14 protein-coding genes and 2 tRNA genes are annotated in these 19,452 nt (G+C 68.4%); 14 read left to right on the forward strand and 2 right to left on the reverse strand.

The features are described 5' to 3' along the window. Positions 1-153: 153 nt before the first annotated feature. Positions 154-227 (reverse strand) — tRNA-Gly (locus ACZ69M_RS01285). 152 nt (positions 228-379) lie between these two features. On the opposite strand from ACZ69M_RS01285, the gene ACZ69M_RS01290 reads away from it, so the two are divergent. From ACZ69M_RS01290 to clpX, 5 genes are all read left to right on the forward strand, one after another. Next, positions 380-456: transfer RNA gene (locus ACZ69M_RS01290), tRNA-Pro, on the forward strand. Between the two features lie 259 nt (positions 457-715). Then, on the forward strand, positions 716-2,110 hold the full coding sequence (tig, locus tag ACZ69M_RS01295; protein ID WP_470045888.1) for a trigger factor: 1,395 nt from the start codon (positions 716-718) through the stop codon (positions 2,108-2,110). Positions 2,111-2,539: 429 nt separating this feature from the next. Continuing rightward, positions 2,540-3,145, forward strand: a complete 606-nt coding sequence (locus ACZ69M_RS01300; RefSeq protein ID WP_266421778.1) for an ATP-dependent Clp protease proteolytic subunit — start codon at positions 2,540-2,542, stop codon at positions 3,143-3,145. Positions 3,146-3,284: 139 nt separating this feature from the next. After that, positions 3,285-3,965, forward strand: coding sequence for an ATP-dependent Clp protease proteolytic subunit (locus ACZ69M_RS01305; protein ID WP_054231896.1), 681 nt, complete (start codon positions 3,285-3,287; stop codon positions 3,963-3,965). Positions 3,966-4,136: 171 nt separating this feature from the next. After that, entirely contained in the window at positions 4,137-5,423 is a 1,287-nt protein-coding gene (gene clpX, locus ACZ69M_RS01310) for an ATP-dependent Clp protease ATP-binding subunit ClpX (protein WP_054231969.1), read from the forward strand. 89 nt (positions 5,424-5,512) lie between these two features. On the opposite strand, the gene ACZ69M_RS01315 is transcribed toward clpX, so the two are convergent. Further along, positions 5,513-6,544, reverse strand: a complete 1,032-nt coding sequence (locus ACZ69M_RS01315; RefSeq protein ID WP_470045889.1) for a hypothetical protein — start codon at positions 6,542-6,544, stop codon at positions 5,513-5,515. Positions 6,545-6,680: 136 nt separating this feature from the next. Between ACZ69M_RS01315 and ACZ69M_RS01320 the strand changes: the two genes are divergently transcribed. The 9 genes from ACZ69M_RS01320 to rodA all read left to right on the forward strand — a co-directional run bounded on the left by ACZ69M_RS01320 (position 6,681) and on the right by rodA (position 19,014). Then, on the forward strand, positions 6,681-9,305 hold the full coding sequence (locus ACZ69M_RS01320) for a valine--tRNA ligase (protein ID WP_470045890.1): 2,625 nt from the start codon (positions 6,681-6,683) through the stop codon (positions 9,303-9,305). 330 nt (positions 9,306-9,635) lie between these two features. Further along, on the forward strand, positions 9,636-11,177 hold the full coding sequence (folC, locus tag ACZ69M_RS01325) for a bifunctional tetrahydrofolate synthase/dihydrofolate synthase (protein WP_470045891.1): 1,542 nt from the start codon (positions 9,636-9,638) through the stop codon (positions 11,175-11,177). Positions 11,178-11,182: 5 nt separating this feature from the next. Continuing rightward, entirely contained in the window at positions 11,183-11,536 is a 354-nt protein-coding gene (locus ACZ69M_RS01330; protein WP_470045892.1) for a DUF4233 domain-containing protein, read from the forward strand. A 213-nt stretch (positions 11,537-11,749) separates the two neighbouring features. Next, entirely contained in the window at positions 11,750-12,163 is a 414-nt protein-coding gene (gene ndk / locus ACZ69M_RS01335; RefSeq protein ID WP_054231901.1) for a nucleoside-diphosphate kinase, read from the forward strand. 461 nt (positions 12,164-12,624) lie between these two features. After that, complete coding sequence (locus tag ACZ69M_RS01340; protein ID WP_037747701.1) at positions 12,625-13,644, forward strand: rod shape-determining protein; 1,020 nt, start codon at positions 12,625-12,627, stop codon at positions 13,642-13,644. Between the two features lie 154 nt (positions 13,645-13,798). Then, on the forward strand, positions 13,799-14,737 hold the full coding sequence (mreC, locus tag ACZ69M_RS01345) for a rod shape-determining protein MreC (RefSeq protein ID WP_470045893.1): 939 nt from the start codon (positions 13,799-13,801) through the stop codon (positions 14,735-14,737). A gap of 13 nt (positions 14,738-14,750) precedes the next feature. After that, complete coding sequence (mreD, locus tag ACZ69M_RS01350; protein ID WP_382191639.1) at positions 14,751-15,416, forward strand: rod shape-determining protein MreD; 666 nt, start codon at positions 14,751-14,753, stop codon at positions 15,414-15,416. Between the two features lie 143 nt (positions 15,417-15,559). Then, complete coding sequence (gene mrdA / locus ACZ69M_RS01355; protein ID WP_470045894.1) at positions 15,560-17,821, forward strand: penicillin-binding protein 2; 2,262 nt, start codon at positions 15,560-15,562, stop codon at positions 17,819-17,821. Next, positions 17,818-19,014, forward strand: a complete 1,197-nt coding sequence (gene rodA, locus ACZ69M_RS01360) for a rod shape-determining protein RodA (RefSeq protein WP_470045895.1) — start codon at positions 17,818-17,820, stop codon at positions 19,012-19,014. Before mrdA ends, rodA begins: the two co-directional genes overlap by 4 nt. The last annotated feature ends 438 nt before the right edge of the window (positions 19,015-19,452 follow it).

Below are 19,452 nucleotides of genomic sequence, written 5' to 3' on the forward strand. Positions count from 1 at the left end.
GGGAAATCCCTCGGGATCCGACCGGTCGGCGGAACGACCGGCAAAACGATCGGTGATCCGACCGGTGGACAAAACGACCGGCGATCCGACCCGCCCGGAAAACGATCAGGGCCGGGCCGGAGGAGCGATCCTCCGGCCCGGCCCCGAGCCGTATGGAGCGGGCGACGGGAATCGAACCCGCGTAGCTAGTTTGGAAGACTAGGGCTCTACCATTGAGCTACGCCCGCACAGGGAGCACCGCAGGTCAGTGACCCCGGCACAGGAGGCATCGTAGCGGGTCGGACCCCGTCCCCGCACACCCCGTTCCGCGGCCCCGCGGACGCTCGTGAAATGCGGCAGCCGCGCTGTCTCCGGGCATGTACCCTACGTGTCGCACCGACGGGGTGTGGCGCAGCTTGGTAGCGCGTCCGCTTTGGGAGCGGAAGGCCGTGGGTTCAAATCCCGCCACCCCGACCACCAGCCGGTTCCGGCGACACGTCAGGTGACGGATCAGGCGAGCGAACAGATGCCCGACAGTCGATGGCCGGGATCGCAAGATCGCCTTTTGGGGCGTGTACCGCCTGCGGTTACTATGCAGGTTGCGCGCCCGTGTGTCTGCACTGTTACGTCTCTCAAGGGCCGCGAATCCGCTGAGGCTCTGCCTGATCTCGGCAGAAACAAACAGCAGAACCCCGCAGCAGTACCCCCAAGAAGTCAGCCACAAGGAGACCGAACCGTGAAGAGCGCCGTGGAGAACCTGAACCCGACTCGGGTTCGGCTCACTGTTGAGGTGCCCTTCGAGGAGCTCAAGGACAGCCTCGACGCGGCGTACAAGAAGATCAACCAGCAGGTCACGGTGAAGGGCTTCCGGAAGGGCAAGATCCCGGCGCGCGTCATCGACCAGCGGTTCGGTCGCGGCGCCGTGCTCGAAGAGGCCGTCAACGACGCGCTCCCGAAGTTCTACACCGAAGCGGTCAACGAGGCTGAGCTGAACGTCCTCGGCCAGCCCGAGGTCGACATCACGGAGCTGAAGGACGGCGAAACGCTGAACTTCACCGCCGAGGTCGACGTCCGCCCGACCATCGAGATCCCGGACTACTCCGGCATCGAGGTCGAGGTCGACGCAGTCGAGGTCGCCGACGAGGACGTCGAGAAGGCCGTCGAGGAGCTCCGTGAGCGCTTCGCGTCCACCTCGCCGGTCGAGCGCGCCGCCCAGGACGGCGACGTCGTCACGATCGACCTGGAGGCCAAGGTCGACGGAGAGGTGCTGGAGGACGGCGTCGCCTCCGACGTGTCCTACACCATCGGCTCCGGCGAGCTGCTGGACGGCATCGACGAGGCCGTGAAGGGCCTGGAGGCCGGTGGCGAGGCCACCTTCGCCTCCGAGCTCAAGGGCGGCTCGGCGGCCGGCAAGGAGGCCGAGGTCACCGTCAAGGTCACCCAGGTCGCCGCGCGCGAACTGCCCGAGCTCGACGACGACTTCGCGCAGCTCGCCTCCGAGTTCGACACCCTCGACGAGCTCAAGGCGGACAGCCGCAAGCGCCTCGAGAACATGAAGCAGTACGACCAGGCCACGCAGGCCCAGGAGCGTGTCCTGGAGAAGCTGCTCGAGCTGGTCGAGGTCCCGGTCCCCGAGAAGCTGCTCGAGGACGAGATCAACACCCGTAAGCACAACCTCGAGCACCACCAGCTCGGCCAGATGGGCCTCGACCTCGGGAAGTACCTGGAGATCCAGGGCAAGACCGAGGAGGAGTTCGACGCCGAGACCAAGGAAGCGGCGATCAAGGGCATCAAGACCCAGTTCGTCCTTGACGAGCTCGTCAACAAGGAGAAGCTGAACGTCAACCAGGAGGAGCTCACCGAGCACCTCATGCGGCGTGCGGCCTCCTCCGGCATGTCCCCCGACCAGTTCGCCCAGGCGGTCGTCGAAGGCGGCCAGGTCCCGATGCTGGTCGGCGAGGTCGCCCGCGGCAAGGCCCTCGCGGTCGTCGTCGAGGCCGCCACGGTCAAGGACACCAACGGCGAGGTCGTCGACCTCGACGACGAGGAGGACGAGACCGAGTCGGCCACCGAGGTCGTCGCCGAGGTCACCGACGGTGACGAGGCCTCCGAGGAGAAGCCCGAGGCGTAAGCCGGCGGCGCTTCAGCAGCTGTACGACGGCCCCCGGGGACACTTGTGTCCCCGGGGGCCGTCGGCCTTCAGGGGCGCGGGGAACTGCGCGCTCAGCCCCCACAGGGCCGCAGGCGCGTCTGCCACGGACGGTCCATCGGCGGGTGCGGCTTGTGGTGGGTCGCTCGCGCAGTTCCCCGCGCCCCCGACGGGGCGCAGCCCCGCCAAACCCCCTGTCCAACCCAGCGGAGCGCATGCGCTCACAGCGAACAGTTCCTTCTGCGGGATTCCCCGGAGGGACCCGCGCGTTAGGGTCCATGAATACGAGGGCAGGGGAGTCCCCGAAGCCGCCCCGGGCGGTTGTCGCACCGGGGTCCCACGCCCCCAGCAGAAGACGTGAGACGGCCCGGCGCCGTCGTAAGACGAGCAGGTGGATACGTGACGAATCTGATGCCCACAGCTGCCGGCGAACCCTTCGGTGGTGGCCTCGGCGACCAGGTCTACAACCGACTGCTCGGCGAGCGGATCATCTTCCTCGGCCAGGCGGTCGACGATGACATCGCCAACAAGATCACGGCGCAGCTGCTGCTCCTTGCCTCCGACCCGGACAAGGACATCTACCTCTACATCAACAGCCCCGGCGGATCGATCACGGCCGGCATGGCGATCTACGACACCATGCAGTACATCAAGAACGACGTGGTGACGATCGCCATGGGCATGGCGGCCTCGATGGGTCAGTTCCTGCTCAGCGCGGGCACCCCCGGCAAGCGCTTCGCCCTGCCGAACGCCGAGATCCTGATCCACCAGCCCTCGGCAGGCCTCGCGGGTTCCGCGTCGGACATCAAGATCCACGCCGAGCGGCTGCTGCACACCAAGAAGCGGATGGCCGAGCTGACCTCCTTCCACACCGGTCAGACGGTCGAGCAGATCACTCGTGACTCGGACCGCGACCGTTGGTTCGACCCGATCGAGGCCAAGGAGTACGGCCTCATCGACGACATCATGCCCACCGCTGCCGGTATGCCGGGCGGTGGCGGCACCGGGGCGGCGTAAGCCCCTCAGCGCCCCCCAGGGCGGCGCGTGGCCCCTCTGCCGCTCTCCGGGCACTCCCCGTGCCCCGGAGCGGCGCAGACGGCCCTCCAGCGCCCCCAGCCGACCGCCCCAGGCTCTTACAGGCTCTTCAGGAGACACAGTGAACGACTTCCCCGGCAGCGGCCTCTACGCCCGCACGCAGGCCGAGTACACCGGTCCTCGTGCGGAGTCCCGCTACGTCATCCCGCGCTTCGTCGAGCGCACCTCGCAGGGCGTGCGTGAGTACGACCCGTACGCGAAGCTGTTCGAGGAGCGCGTGATCTTCCTCGGCGTGCAGATCGACGACGCCTCCGCCAACGACGTCATGGCGCAGCTGCTGTGCCTGGAGTCGATGGACCCCGACCGTGACATCTCGGTCTACATCAACAGCCCCGGTGGCTCGTTTACGGCCCTCACGGCCATTTACGACACGATGCAGTTCGTGAAGCCCGACATCCAGACGGTCTGCATGGGTCAGGCGGCCTCGGCCGCCGCGATCCTGCTGGCCGCCGGCACGCCGGGCAAGCGCATGGCGCTCCCGAACGCCCGTGTGCTGATCCACCAGCCGTACAGCGAGACCGGCCGCGGCCAGGTCTCGGACCTCGAGATCGCGGCGAACGAGATCCTCCGGATGCGCGCGCAGCTGGAAGACATGCTGGCCAAGCACTCGACCACGCCGATCGAGAAGATCCGCGAGGACATCGAGCGCGACAAGATCCTCACCGCTGAGGACGCGCTCGCGTACGGCCTGATCGACCAGATCATCTCCACCCGCAAGATGAACAGTTCCGCGATCGTCTGACGTATCGCTGTATCGTCTGCCGCTCGTCTGTCGCCCGTTGGCGCGGTTCACGACAAAGTGAACCGTGCCAAGGGGGGCCCGAACGGGGGGCTCGGCAAGGTACCGTCGGACATAAGGCAGCACCAGGAGCCGCTGGACCTAGGCGTCTCCCAGGCGAAGGGGAAGCACACCGTGGCACGCATCGGTGACGGCGGCGATCTGCTCAAGTGCTCGTTCTGTGGCAAGAGCCAGAAGCAGGTCAAGAAGCTCATCGCAGGCCCCGGTGTGTACATCTGCGACGAGTGCATCGATCTCTGCAACGAGATCATCGAAGAAGAACTCGCGGAAACGAGCGAGGTCCGCTGGGAGGAGCTCCCGAAGCCCCGCGAGATCTACGAGTTCCTCGAGGGGTACGTGGTCGGCCAGGAGTCGGCCAAGAAAGCCCTCTCGGTCGCGGTGTACAACCACTACAAGCGGGTCCAGGCCGGTGAGAACGGCGGCGGTCAGAACCGGGACGACGCCATCGAGTTGGCGAAGTCCAACATCCTCCTGCTGGGCCCCACGGGCTCCGGCAAGACTCTGCTCGCCCAGACGCTCGCACGCATGCTCAACGTCCCGTTCGCCATCGCCGACGCGACGGCGCTGACGGAGGCGGGGTACGTCGGCGAGGACGTCGAGAACATCCTGCTGAAGCTCATCCAGGCGGCCGACTACGACGTCAAGAAGGCCGAGACGGGCATCATCTACATCGACGAGATCGACAAGGTGGCCCGTAAGAGCGAAAACCCGTCGATCACGCGAGACGTGTCCGGCGAGGGCGTCCAGCAGGCGCTGCTCAAGATCCTGGAGGGCACGACGGCCTCCGTTCCGCCCCAGGGCGGACGCAAGCACCCCCACCAGGAGTTCATCCAGATCGACACGACGAACGTCCTGTTCATCGTGGGCGGCGCCTTCGCGGGCCTGGAGAAGCTCATCGAGTCGAGGGCGGGTGCCAAGGGCATCGGCTTCGGCGCGACGATCCGCTCCAAGCGCGAGCTCGAGTCCAAGGACCAGTTCGAGGCCGTCATGCCCGAGGACCTGGTGAAGTTCGGCATGATCCCCGAGTTCATCGGCCGGCTGCCCGTCATCACCTCGGTCCACAACCTCGACCGGCCGGCGCTCCTCCAGATCCTCGTGGAGCCGCGCAACGCGCTCGTGAAGCAGTACCAGCGCCTGTTCGAACTCGACGGCGTGGAGCTGGACTTCGAGCGCGAGGCCCTGGAAGCCATCGCCGACCAGGCGATCCTCCGCCAGACCGGCGCGCGCGGCCTGCGCGCCATCATGGAGGAGGTCCTCCAGGCGGTGATGTACGAGGTTCCCTCGCGGAAGGACGTGGCGAGGGTCGTCATCACGGCGGACGTCGTCCTGTCCAACGTCAACCCGACGCTGATCCCGCGCGACGCCCGCGGGCGCGGCCCGGGCGAGCAGAAGACGGCGTAACCGCCACCGCACGGACGTACGGCGAAGGGGCCCCGGTCAACCGACGGGGGCCCCTTCGCCGTTGCTGTGCTCGCGGTTGACGCGTGCGGTCAGATCTTCACGCGGACGTCGTTGCGGAGCTTGGCCGCGGTCGTGGCCGCGTCGTCCAGCGAGCCGCTCTTGCCGGTGAGGAAGGCGGCGATGTCGACCGAGGTGACGGAGGCGACCGTGCTGTGGTCGCCCCAGACGCACAGGGGCACCTTCACGGTCTTGGGAGCGCCCGCCGTCGAGGTCGACGAGTCGGTGTTCGTGATCTCGGCCGCCTGGCACTTCAGGATGCCGTTGCTGAAGCCGGAGGGCTTGAACTCCTGCGGGCTGCCGATCAGCTTGCCCTTGGTCTTGTCCTTGCTCTGATCCTTCTCGGACTCCGTCTTCAGCTTGGCGAACATGGCGTCGACGACGGCCTCCGGGTCGGCGATCGTGCCGTACACACCGCTGAAGGACAGGTTCTTCGCGGTCAGGCCCGTGCCGTTCGCGTAGCCCGCGCCGACGCCCTTGGCGTTCTTCACGCCCCACTTCTCGAAGTCCTTGATGTCGCTGTCGGACATCGTGGGGGAGTCGCTGGAGCTGTCGGACTTCTTGTAGGTGTCGTTGATGACGGTCGCGGGCGTCGTCAGCTTGTGCGGGCCGTCGTCCGCGACCGAACCGCTGCCGCTGCCACCACCGATGACGAGATACGCCCCCACGGCGATCGCGGCGACGACCGCGACCGAGCCGATGATGAGCGCCGTCTTCTTCTTGCCACCGCCGGGCGCGGGCGGCTGCGGGACGTTGTAGGGCTGCTGGCCGTAGGGAGGCTGCTGCCCGTAAGGGGGCTGCTGGCCGTACGCGGGCTGCTGACCGTACGGAGGAGCCTGCGGCGCACCCTGGGGAGCCTGCTGGGGGTAGCCGTAGCCGGGCTGCGGAGGGGCCTGCTGCGGGTAGCCGTAACCGGGCTGGGGGGCCTGCGGCGGCTGGCCGTAGCCGGGCTGGGGGGCCTGCGGCTGGCCGTAAGGCCCCGGCTGCCCCTGCTGCCCCGGCTGACCGTACGGTCCGGGCTGCTGGGGCTGCCCGCCGTACGGGCCCGGCTGGTTGTAGCTCATCTCTGGGTTCCCCTCCAGATGCTTATGTGTTCCTGACATCCTGGCGTAACCCCTGGGGTGCCACGGCAGTGGGGGGCGGACCGTTACGAAAGAACCGTGTTTCGGGACAGGGCGGTGACGCCCCTAAACTGACCCCGTGACCGAGAACTCTCAGCAGCCGCAATCAGAGCCCACTCCCGAACTGCCGACCCAGTACGCGCCGGCCGACGTAGAGGGGGCGCTGTACGAGCGCTGGGTAGAACGGGGTTACTTCGAGGCGGACGCGAAGAGCGACAAGCCGCCCTACACCGTTGTCATCCCGCCGCCGAACGTCACGGGCAGCCTGCACCTCGGGCACGCCTTCGAGCACACCCTCATCGATGCCCTCACCCGCCGCAAGCGCATGCAGGGCTACGAGACGCTGTGGCAGCCCGGCATGGACCACGCCGGCATCGCCACGCAGAACGTCGTCGAGCGGGAGCTGGGCAAGGAGGGCAAGTCCCGCCACGACCTGGGCCGGGAGGCCTTCGTCGAGCGCGTCTGGCAGTGGAAGGCCGAGTCCGGCGGGCAGATCTCCGGGCAGATGCGCCGCCTCGGTGACGGTGTCGCCTGGTCCCGTGAGCGCTTCACCATGGACGAGGGTCTGTCCCAGGCCGTCCAGACCATCTTCAAGAAGCTCTACGACGACGAGCTGATCTACCGCGCCGAGCGCATCATCAACTGGTGCCCGCGCTGTCTCACGGCCATCTCGGACATCGAGGTCGAGTACCAGGACGACGACGGCGAGCTGGTCTCCATGAAGTACGGGGAGGGGGACGACACGATCGTCGTCGCCACCACCCGTGCCGAGACGATGCTCGGTGACACGGCCGTCGCCGTGCACCCCGACGACGAGCGCTACAAGCACCTCGTCGGCAAGAACATCCGCCTCCCGCTCACCGAGCGCTTCATCCCGGTCGTCGCGGACACCCACGTCGATCCGGAGTTCGGCACGGGTGCGGTCAAGGTCACCCCGGCCCACGACCCGAACGACTTCGAGATCGGCCAGCGCCACAACCTGCCGAACATCGCCGTGATGGACGAGCACGCGGTCATCACGGTCCCGGGTCCGTTCCAGGGCCTGGACCGGCTGGAGGCCCGCTCCGCCATCGTCGCCGCGCTGCGCGCCGAGGGCCGGATCGTCGCCGAGAAGCGGCCGTACGTCCACTCGGTCGGCCACTGCTCGCGCTGCAAGACCACCATCGAGCCGCGGCTGTCCATGCAGTGGTGGGTCAAGGTCGGCCCGCTCGCCAAGGCCGCCGGTGACGCGGTCCGCGACGGCCGGGTCAAGATCCACCCGCAGGAGATGGAGAAGCGGTACTTCGACTGGGTCGACAACCTCCACGACTGGTGCATCTCGCGGCAGTTGTGGTGGGGCCACCGCATTCCGGTCTGGTACGGCCCGAACGGCGAGATCGTCTGTGTCGGCCCCGACGACGAGGCCCCGACCGGCGCGGGCTGGCACCAGGACACCGACGTCCTCGACACGTGGTTCTCCTCCGGCCTGTGGCCCTTCTCGACCCTCGGCTGGCCCGAACAGACCGAGTCGCTCGCGAAGTTCTACCCGAACTCCGTGCTGGTCACCGGCTACGACATCCTCTTCTTCTGGGTCGCCCGGATGATGATGTTCGGCCTGTACGCGATGGACGGCACCCCGCCGTTCCACACCATCGCCCTGCACGGCATGGTCCGCGACCAGTTCGGCAAGAAGATGTCGAAGTCCTTCGGCAACGCGGTCAACCCGCTGGACTGGATGGACAAGTACGGCTCGGACGCGCTCCGGTTCACGCTCGCGCGCGGCGCCAACCCCGGCGTCGACGTGCCGATCGGCGAGGACTGGGTCCAGGGCTCGCGCAACTTCGCCAACAAGATCTGGAACGCCACCCGCTTCGCGCTGATGAACGGCGCGACGGTGGAGGGCCCGCTGCCGGACGCCTCGGAGATGTCGGCGACCGACCGCTGGATCCTCTCCCGTCTCAACGCGACGGTCGCCGAAGTCGACGCGCTCTACGACGACTTCCAGTTCGCCAAGCTCTCGGACGTCCTGTTCCACTTCGCATGGGACGAGGTCTTCGACTGGTACGTCGAGCTGTCCAAGACGACGTTCATGGCGGGCGGCGAGCCGGCGAAGGTCTCCGGGCGTGTCCTGGGCGAGGTCCTCGACGTCACCCTGCGCCTCCTGCACCCGATCGTCCCCTTCGTCACCGAGACGCTGTGGACGACGCTGACCGGCGGCGAGTCGGTCGTCATCGCCGAGTGGCCGACCGACTCCGGCTTCCGCGACGCGGGTGCCGAGCGCGAGATCGAGACGCTTCAGCAGGTCATCACCGAGGTCCGCCGCTTCCGTGCCGACCAGGGTCTCCAGCCCGGCCAGCGCGTCCCGGCCCGCCTCACGCTGGACGGCACCGCCCTCGCCCCGCACGAGGCGGCCATCCGCCAGCTGCTGCGGCTGCAGCCGGAGGGTGAGGCCTTCGCGGCCACGGCGACGCTTCCCGTCGCCGGGGCCACGGTGGCGCTCGACCTCTCCGGCACGATCGATGTCGTGGCCGAGCGCAAGCGGCTCGCCAAGGACCTCGCCGCCGCGGAGAAGGAGAAGGCCCAGGCGAACGCCAAGCTCGGCAACGAGGCGTTCCTCGCCAAGGCGCCGGACCAGGTCGTGGACAAGATCCGTACGCGGCTCGCCAAGGCGGACGAGGACATCGCCCGCATCCAGGCCCAACTGGAACGCCTCCCGGAGGCGTAACGGCTCTGCCGTAGGTGAACGAAGGCCCCCGGGACTCACTGGCCCCGGGGGCCTTCGACGTCCATCGGCTGCGGGCGGGCGGGGGCTTCGCCCCGCATCTCCCGCTCGCCCGGATTCGTCCGGCCGCGGGCCGGTGGAGGCTTGGCAAGCCTGGGGCGCCGGGGCGCAGCCCCGTGCCCGGGGGCGCGGGGAACTGCGCGACCGGCCCCCACTCGCCCGCACCCGAGGAACCCACCCCGGGGGTCTGGGGGCGGAGCCCCCGGGGATGGGACGGGTAGGGGCGGCGGGGGCGAGAGACCCGGGGCGGGCTCGGCTCCGTAGACTGGCAGCGTGAGTGAGCTCCCCCCGCACGACAGCAGCGAGCCGGACGAGCCGGACCCCAGCGACCCGCACGGTCTCTTCGACGAGATCATCGCGGCCGAGACCGACCGCGACCCCGACCTCGCCGTGATCGAGGCCGGCAGCCGCACCCTTCGCACCCAGGGCGCCGACGCGGGCCGTCAGGCCGACGTGCCCGCGCGCCCGGCCGACCCCGAGGTCGACAAGGCGCTGCGCGAGGTGGAGGCCGAGCTCGCCAGCCGCTGGGGCGAGACCAAACTGGAGCCCTCCGTCAGCCGGATCGCCGCGCTGATGGACGTCCTGGGTGAGCCCCAGCGCGCGTACCCCTCGATCCACATCACGGGCACGAACGGCAAGACCTCCACCGCCCGCATGATCGAGGCCCTCCTCGGCGCCTTCGACCTGCGCACCGGCCGGTACACCAGCCCTCACGTCCAGTCGATCACCGAGCGGATCAGCCTCGACGGCGCCCCGATCTCCGCCGAGCGGTTCATCGAGACGTACAACGACATCAAGCCGTACATCGAGATGGTCGACGGCCAGCAGGAGTACCGGCTGTCGTTCTTCGAGGTGCTCACCGGCATGGCGTACGCCGCCTTCGCGGACAGCCCGGTCGACGTCGCCGTCGTCGAGGTCGGCATGGGCGGCAGCTGGGACGCCACCAACGTGATCGACGGGGACGTCGCCGTCGTCACCCCCATCGACCTCGACCACACCGACCGGCTCGGCGAGACGCCCGGCGAGATCGCCACCGAGAAGGCCGGCATCATCAAGCAGGACGCGACGGTGATCCTGGCGCAGCAGCCGGTGGACGCCGTTCAGGTGCTACTGAAGAAAGCCGTGGAAGTCGACGCGACCGTGGCCCGGGAGGGCCTGGAGTTCGGGGTCGTCGCCCGGCAGATCGCCGTCGGCGGGCAGCTCATCACACTGCGCGGGCTCGGCGGCGAGTACGAGGACATCTTCCTGCCGCTGCACGGCCCCTATCAGGCGCACAACGCCGCCGTGGCGCTCGCCGCGGTCGAGGCGTTCTTCGGTGTCGGCGCGGCGCACGCCCAGCGGCTCGACATCGACACCGTGCGGAAGGCCTTCGCCTCCGTCACCTCGCCGGGCCGCCTCGAGGTCGTACGGCGCTCGCCGACCGTCGTCCTGGACGCCGCGCACAACCCGGCGGGCGCCCGTGCCACCGCCGAGGCCGTGGGCGAGGCCTTCGACTTCAGCCGGCTGATCGGGGTCGTCGGCGCGAGCGGCGACAAGAACGTACAGGGGCTGCTCGAGGCCTTCGAGCCGATCTTCGCCGAGGTCGTGATCACCCAGAACTCCAGCCATCGCGCGATGGACGCCGACGAGCTCGCCGCGATCGCCGTCGAGATCTTCGGCGACGAGCGGGTGCAGGTGGAGCCGCGGCTCGACGACGCGATCGAGGCGGCGATCACGCTGGCCGAGGAGGAGGGCGAGTACGCGGGCGGCGGCGTCCTCGTGACCGGCTCCGTCATCACCGTCGGCGAGGCCCGACTGCTCCTGAGGAGGGGCTGACCGCTGTGCGTACGCTCTGTGCTTCCACTCTGATCGGCGAGTTCTTCGTCATCGGCTTCGCCGGGCTCGTCGCCATGAAGAATCCCGATCTGTCCACGACCACGGTGTGGACGGTCAGCGGGATCTTCATGGCGGTGAGTGTGCTGCTCTGCGGGATGATCACCAGGCCCGGGGGTGTCCAACTCGGCTGGGCCCTGCAGATCGCACTGATCGCCAGCGGGTTCTTCGTGGGGTCGATGTTCTTCCTGGGGGCGATCTTCGCCGCACTGTGGTGGGCCTCGGTGCACTACGGGCGGAAGATCGACGAGGCCAAGGCGAGGTTCGCCGCGCAGGCGGAGGCGGGCGGGAACCCGGCGTAGGCTTTTTCGCCCCCGCCACCTCTGCCCCGTCCCACCCGTGGCCGGGGCTCCCCCGTCCCACCTGTGGCTGGGGCTCCGCGCCCGGTCGAACGGCCCCGAACGGCCGCGAACAGCCCCGAACCCCCCCGCCTACTTGACTCTGCGTAACACCCACCCAGACACGCCCTGTAGCCTCGGTCACCCGCACACTTGTGACCCGAAGGAGCCACCACCGTGAGCCAGCGCACCCTCGTCCTCCTCAAGCCCGACGCCGTCCGTCGCGGCCTGACCGGCGAGATCATCAGCCGTATCGAGCGCAAGGCCGGCTGGCAGATCACCGCGCTGGAGCTGCGCACGCTGGACCAGGACACGCTGGAACAGCACTACGGCGAGCACAAGGGCAAGCCGTTCTACGAGCCGCTGGTGGAGTTCATGGCGTCCGGCCCGGTCGTGGCGCTGGTCGTCGAGGGCGAGCGGGTCATCGAGGGCGTGCGCGCGCTCGCCGGCCCCACCGACCCCATCGCCGCCGCCCCCGGTTCCATCCGCGGCGACTACGGTGTGATCGTCCGCGAGAACCTGATCCACGCCTCCGACTCCGAGGAGTCCGCAGAGCGCGAGCTGAAGATCTTCTTCCCCGGCCGCGTCTGACCCTTCCTCGTAGTCGCGTCCGAACTGCGCCCAGGTCGCCGCCGAGTCGCTTCCCAGTCGCCTTCAAGCCAGGTCCAAGTCAGGTCGAAGTCGCGTCCAAGTCGCCTCCAAGTGGCGGCAGACCCGCGCAGACATCACGATTCCAAGATGTTCTTGTAACGGCTTGTAAAGGCTTGTAAAGGACTTGCGTCCCCAGCCTGATGTCCGACCAGGGACGGCCGTGGAAATTCCGGCCGTCCCGCGGCATATGCGTGCCGATCGGGGGAACGCGTGCCCCCGTTGGGTCGTCTCCACAAGCGAGGCGGCGCCACGCATGCTGACAATGGCGAAGACCCTCGCGCAGTGTTCGTGCAGGCGCGTCTACGATGGAGACCTTCACGTCACTGCACCCACCTCGCCGTTCCTAAAAAGCCGTCAAAGCTCCGCTTGGGAAGGCCAGACGAATCCTGATGGGGAACTCAATGTCGTTCATCGGCCGTGACATGGCTGTCGACCTCGGGACCGCCAACACGCTGGTGTACGTCAGGGGTCGCGGGATCGTACTCAACGAGCCGTCCGTCGTCGCGATCAACACCAACACCGGTGGCATCCTCGCGGTCGGCGCGGAGGCGAAGAAGATGATCGGGCGGACCCCCGGCAACATCGTTGCCGTGCGCCCGCTGAAGGACGGTGTCATCGCCGACTTCGAGATCACCGAGCGCATGCTCCGCTACTTCATCCTGAAGATCCACAAGCGGCGCTATCTCGCCCGTCCCCGTGTCGTGGTCTGCGTGCCCTCGGGCATCACGGGTGTCGAGCGCCGTGCCGTCATCGAGGCGTCGTCCCAGGCCGGCGCCCGCCAGGTGCACATCATCGAGGAGCCCATGGCCGCGGCCATCGGCTCCGGCCTGCCGGTCCACGAGGCCACGGGCAACATGGTGGTGGACATCGGCGGCGGCACCACGGAGGTCGCGGTCATCTCGCTCGGCGGCATCGTCACCGCCCAGTCCATCCGCGTCGCGGGCGACGAGTTGGACAACGCGATCATCCAGCACATCAAGAAGGAGTACAGCCTCCTCCTCGGTGAGCGCACCGCCGAACAGATCAAGATCACGATCGGTTCGGCGTACGACCTGGACAACGACGAACACACCGAAATCCGCGGCCGGGACCTCGTCTCCGGGCTGCCCAAGACCGTGGTCATCTCCGCGGCCGAGGTCCGCAAGGCGATCGAGGAACCGGTCAACGCCATTGTCGACGCCGTGAAGACGACGCTCGACAAGTGCCCGCCGGAGCTGTCGGGTGACGTGATGGACCGCGGAATCGTTCTGACGGGCGGCGGGGCGCTGCTGCGCGGGCTCGACGAGCGCCTGCGCCGTGAGACCGGTATGCCGATCCATATCGCCGAGGATCCGCTGGACAGCGTGGCGCTCGGCTCCGGCAAGTGCGTCGAGGAATTCGAGGCGCTGCAGCAGGTTCTTGACGCCCAGCCGCGCAGATGAGGTAACTCTTCGATTCCGCCGTACGGGATGATCGCTTCTCGTACGGCGGATCGTTGATATCGAGGCATAAGCTCCCCCATAACACCCTTGGGCGTCAGCACTCGCTCGGGGTGCGTTCCTGTTGACACCGACGAGGAAGGCACGGCCGCCGCACGTGAGGGACACACGAGAGAGCCGGCTGCTCCTGGTGCTGCTGATCGCCATCGCGTTCGCTTTGATCACGGTGGACATCCGTGGTGGACAGGACTCACCGGTCCAGGGTGCCCGCCAGGCCGCCGCGACGGTCTTCGGCCCGATCGAGAACGGGGTGTCCTCCGCGGTCGACCCCGTCGGCAACGCGATCGCCGCGGTCCGTGACTCGGACAGCCGACACGATCGCATCGCCCAACTCGAGCACGACAACACGGCGCTGAAGGCCAAGCTCGGCAGTGACGACCGCAATCGCAGCCGTCTGACCCAGCTCGACAAGATGCTGAAGACGGCCGGCGCCGGGCAGTACGGCATCAAGGGCGCCGAGGTCATCGCCATAGGATCCGCCCAGGGCTTCTCCTGGACCGTGACCATCGACGTCGGCAGCAACGACGGCATCCAGCGCGACATGACGGTCCTGAACGGCGACGGGCTCGTCGGCCGCGTGACCACCGTCGGTCCGGACACCGCCACGGTGCTGCTCGCCAACGACCCCGATTTCACCGTCGGTACGCGGATGGAGGCCAGCGACGAGCTCGGCTTCGCCTCCGGTCAGGGCGACCGCCCGCTGCGGGTGGAGATGCTCAACGGCAAGGCGAAGATCAAGAAGGGGGACCGGCTGGTCACCTTCGGCTCGCAGGCCGACAAGCCCTTCGTGCCCGGCGTCCCGGTCGGCGTGGTCTCCCGTGTCGACCCGTCGGGCGGCGACCTGACCCGCACGATCTACGTCACGCCGTACGTCGCGTTCTCGAAGCTCGACATCGTCGGTGTCGTCGTGGAGGCCCCCCGCAAGGACCCACGTGACACGGTCCTGCCGGCCCAGCCCAAACCGACGCCCACGCCGACCGTGACCGTGACGGTCACCCCCTCGGCGTCCGAGCCCGTCACCGGCCAGACGCCGTAGGAGCTGAATCCCCATGCGTTTCAATCGGATGCTGCTCTCCGCCACTCTGGTGGTGGTCGCCCTGGTGATCCAGGTGAGCGTCCTCGCCCGTCTCCATCTCCCGGGTGCCGTCCCGGACCTCGTCCTGCTCACCGTGCTGGCCCTCGCCATGGTCTACGGCCATGTCGGCGGCGCCCTCATCGGCTTCGCTGCCGGCCTGCTCGCCGACCTCGCCCCGCCCGCCGACCACGCCGCCGGGCGCTACGCCCTCGTGCTGTGCGTCATCGGCTATCTCGCGGGGCTGGCGAAGCCGGAGAACGGCCAGCTCAAGTCGGCGACCGGCCCGATGGCCGTGGTCGTCGCCGCCGCGGTCGGCTCCACTCTGCTGTACGCCGGTGTCGGCGCCCTCGTCGGTGACACCGCCGCCCGCCATGTGGGCCTGGGCAGCCTGCTGTTCACGGCCGCCCTGTACGACCTGCTGCTCGCGCCGTTCGTGGTCCCGGGGCTGATGGCTCTGGCCCGGCGCTCCGAGAACAATCCGCTCGCCGATTCCAACAGCGCCAAGGCCGCCGACGTCTCCTCGGGCTGGCTGGCCTCCGGCACCGGCCTGCGCATCGGCAGCCAGCGCGGCCACCGGGTCAAGGCCGCCCGCGCGCGCGTCGCCCGCGCGGGGCGCATCAAGGGGGTCAAGCGTCTGTGAGCGCACCTCAGTTGACCCACCCCGGGGTCGAGGCCCCCAGGTTCGCCGTGTACTCGTATGACTTGTACGCATGTGGCGCCCCGTACGCACACGGCTCGCGCGCCCGTGTCCCGTACCCACTCTGAGAGGGGGAGGCAGCACCAGTGACCAACATTCCCGAGACCGGCAGGACCCCACGGGTACAGATCCGACTCGTCGTCATCCAGATCCTCGTCCTCTCCCTCCTCGGCACCCTCGGCGGCCGTCTCTGGTACCTCCAGATCCGCAACGGCCAGGAGTACGCCAAGGAAGCCTCCGGCAACCACGTCCAACAGGTCGTCCAGCCCGCCGTACGCGGCTCGATCCTCGACGCGCGTGGGGTGCCGATCGCCGACAACGAGACCCGGCTCGTGGTCTCCGCCTCGCGCACCGACCTGCTGAAGATGAAGGACGACGGCAAGGCGGTCCTGACGAAGCTGGCCGACGTGCTGGACATGAAGCCCGAGGACGTCATCCAGAAGGTCCGGCTGTGTGACGCGAAGACACCGCAGCCCTGCTGGAACGGCTCCCCGTACCAGCCCATCCCCATCACCGACGAGGCCACCGCCAAGCAGGCCCTGCAGATCCGTGAGCGTTCCGAGGACTTCCCCGGCATCAGCGCCGAGCCCGAGGCCGTACGCCGCTATGCCGCCCCCGGCAAGGCCAACACCGCTCAGGTCCTCGGCTATCTCTCGCCCGTCACGGACGCCGAGATCACCCAGGCCAAGGACAGCAGTTCGCCCTACCTCCGCTCCGACCAGGTCGGCCGCTCCGGCCTCGAGCGCCAGTACGACAAGGAGTTGCGCGGCAAGGCAGGCGTCACCCGTTACGAGGTCGACAACCTCGGCCGCGTGATCGGCAAGGCCAAGAGCGACGCGGCCCAGTCCGGCTCCAACCTCGTCACCAGCATCGACTCCCGCGTCCAGCGGGTCGCCGAGTACGAGTTGGACACGGCGATGAAGACCGCCCGCCAGCAGTTCGACAAGATCACCGGCGAGAACTACAAGGCCGACTCAGGCGCCGTCGTCGTGATGGAGGCCAAGACCGGCCGGATCGTCGCCATGGCGTCCGCCCCGACGTACGACCCGAACGCCTGGGTCGGGGGCATCTCCGCCAAGGACTACAAGGCACTCACCGGGAAGAGCTCGGACTACCCGCTGCTCAACAGGGCCATACAGGGTCAGTCCGCGCCCGGTTCGACCTTCAAGGTGGTCTCCACGGCCGCCGCGGTCGAGGCCGGCTACGAGTGGGACGGCGGCTACCCCTGCACCAGCTCGTACTCGGTGGGCGGCCAGGTCTTCAAGAACTTCGAGGGCGAGAACTTCGGCCCCATCTCGCTCGGCCGGGCCCTCGAGGTCTCCTGCGACACCGTCTTCTACGGCCTCGCGGACAACGAGTGGAAGAAGGACGGCGGCATCAACCCCAAGAAGGGGGAGCCGAAGGACTACTTCTACAAGACCGCCCACCAGTTCGGCCTCGGCAAGCAGACCGGCGTCGACCTGCCCAACGAGGTCACCGGCCGCGTCCCCGACCGCCAGTGGAAGCTGAACTACTGGAAGGCCAACAAGGACGCCTGGTGCAAGAGCGGCAAGAAGGACGGCGACTACGTCCAGAGGATCGCGTACGAGAACTGCCTCGAGGGCAACAAGATGCGCGAGGGTGACTCGATCAACTACTCCATCGGCCAGGGCGACACCCTCGTCACCCCGATCCAGGAGGCCATGATCTACGGGGCGATCGCCAACGGCGGCACGATCCACACGCCGACCATCGGCAAGGCGATCGTCAGCGCCGACGGCAAGACCGTCCAGGAGATCAAGCCCAAGGTCAGCGGCAAGCTGCCGATCAACAAGGCCACGATCAAGGGCATGGACGACGCGCTCGAGGGCGTCGTCACCCGTGGTACCGCCGCCTGGAAGTTCGGCGGCTGGCCGCAGGACAAGATCCCGCTGCACGCCAAGACCGGTACCGCCGAGGTCTACGGCAAGCAGACCACGTCGTGGTTCTCCACGTACAGCAAGGACTACACGGTCGTCATGACGATCGCTCAGGCCGGTACGGGTTCCGGCGCCTCCGGTGAGGCCGTGCGCAACATCTACAACGCGCTGTACGGCGTCCAGGCCGACGGTTCCATCGACAACTCCAAGGCCCTCCTCCCCACCCCCCAGAAGGGCCTCCCGAAGATCCAGACCGACGGTTCGATCGACACCCCGGACATCTCCAAGGACCCGGTCAAGGACCTCCAGGCCAGCGAGTCGCCCTCGCCCGGGGCCACCGACCAGCAGCTGCCCGCGGGCACCACGCCGTCTCCGACAGCCAGTAACCGGAACACCCGCAGGCGTACGGAACGTCCGAAGAAGCGGCGGGGGACGAGGATCCTGACATGACCGGAGCGAACAACTTCTCCGTCTCCGGCTACGGCCCCGCCCGCGGCGGGATGTCACGGCTCTTCGCCCGTGACTCCCTGGCCCGTCGCCTCGACTGGCCGATACTGCTCTCGGCCCTCGCGCTCTCCCTGATCGGCTCGGCCCTCGTCTACTCGGCGACCCGCAACCGCACCGAGATCAACCAGGGCGACCCGTACTACTTCCTCATCCGCCACGTCATGAACACCGGCATCGGCTTCGGCCTGATGGTCGGCACGATCTGGCTGGGCCACCGCACCCTGCGCACGGCGGTCCCGATCCTGTACGGCCTCTCGGTCTTCATGATCCTGCTGGTGCTGACCCCGCTCGGCGCGACGATCAACGGCCAGCGCAACTGGCTCGTCGCGGGCGGTCTGTCGCTCCAGCCCGCCGAGTTCATCAAGATCACGATCATCCTGGGCATGGCGATGCTGCTGGCCACCCGGGTGGACGCGGGCGACAAGCAGTACCCCGACCACCGCACGGTGCTGCAGGCGCTGGGCCTCGCGGCCGTCCCGTTGATGGTCGTGCTGCTCATGCCCGACCTGGGCACGATCATGGTCGCGGTCATCATCGTGCTCGGTGTGCTGCTCGCCTCCGGTGCCTCCAACCGCTGGGTGTTCGGTCTGCTCGGCGCCGGTGGGCTGGGCGCGGTGGCGGTCTGGCAGCTCAAGATCCTCGACGAGTACCAGATCAACCGCTTCGCCGCCTTCGCCAACCCCAACCTCGACCCGGCAGGCGTCGGCTACAACACCAACCAGGCCCGTATCGCCATCGGCTCCGGCGGCCTCTTCGGCACGGGCCTGGGCCACGGCTCCCAGACCACGGGCCAGTTCGTCCCGGAACAGCAGACAGACTTCGTCTTCACGGTCGCGGGCGAGGAACTGGGCTTCGTGGGCGCCGGCCTGATCCTGCTCCTGCTGGGCGTCGTCCTGTGGCGGGCCTGCCGCATAGCCCGCGAGACCACCGAGCTGTACGGCACGATCGTCGCCGCCGGCATCATCGCCTGGTTCGCCTTCCAGGCCTTCGAGAACATCGGCATGACGCTGGGCATCATGCCGGTCGCGGGCCTTCCCCTGCCCTTCGTCTCCTACGGCGGTTCGTCGATGTTCGCGGTGTGGGTGGCGGTGGGGTTGTTGCAGTCGATCAGAGTCCAACGCCCCATGTCGGCGTAGGCCTCCGGCGGTTGGGCGGGAGGGGGTACGTCTTCGGGTGCGGCCCGCTGGGGGCGGGCCGCGCAGTTCCCCGCGCCCCTGAAACCGGGGGTTGGCCCTTGGTTCCGGTTGGTTCTTCGGGTGTGGGGTGGGTGGGGGCTGGTCGCGCAGTTCCTCGCGCCCCTGAAACCGGGGGTTGGCCCCTGGTCGCGCAGTTCCTCGCGCCGCTGAAAGCCTTGGGCGTTCGGTGTTCGAGGGGTGTGCCCGAGCCGGTCCCGCTCTCGGAGCACCTCGCGCGTCCGGCGCATGAGGACGCGGCCGAGTCGGCCATGCCACTCACCCCGGCCCGCATGCCTCCGGTGCCTCCGGTGCCTCCGGTGCGTGAGGACGAGGCGGCCCGCTCACCCCGGTGCGCACCTTTCAGCCCGTCCGGCGTTTGAGAACGAGGCCGTTCAGCCC

Source organism: Streptomyces sp. NPDC107454 (assembly GCF_055582885.1).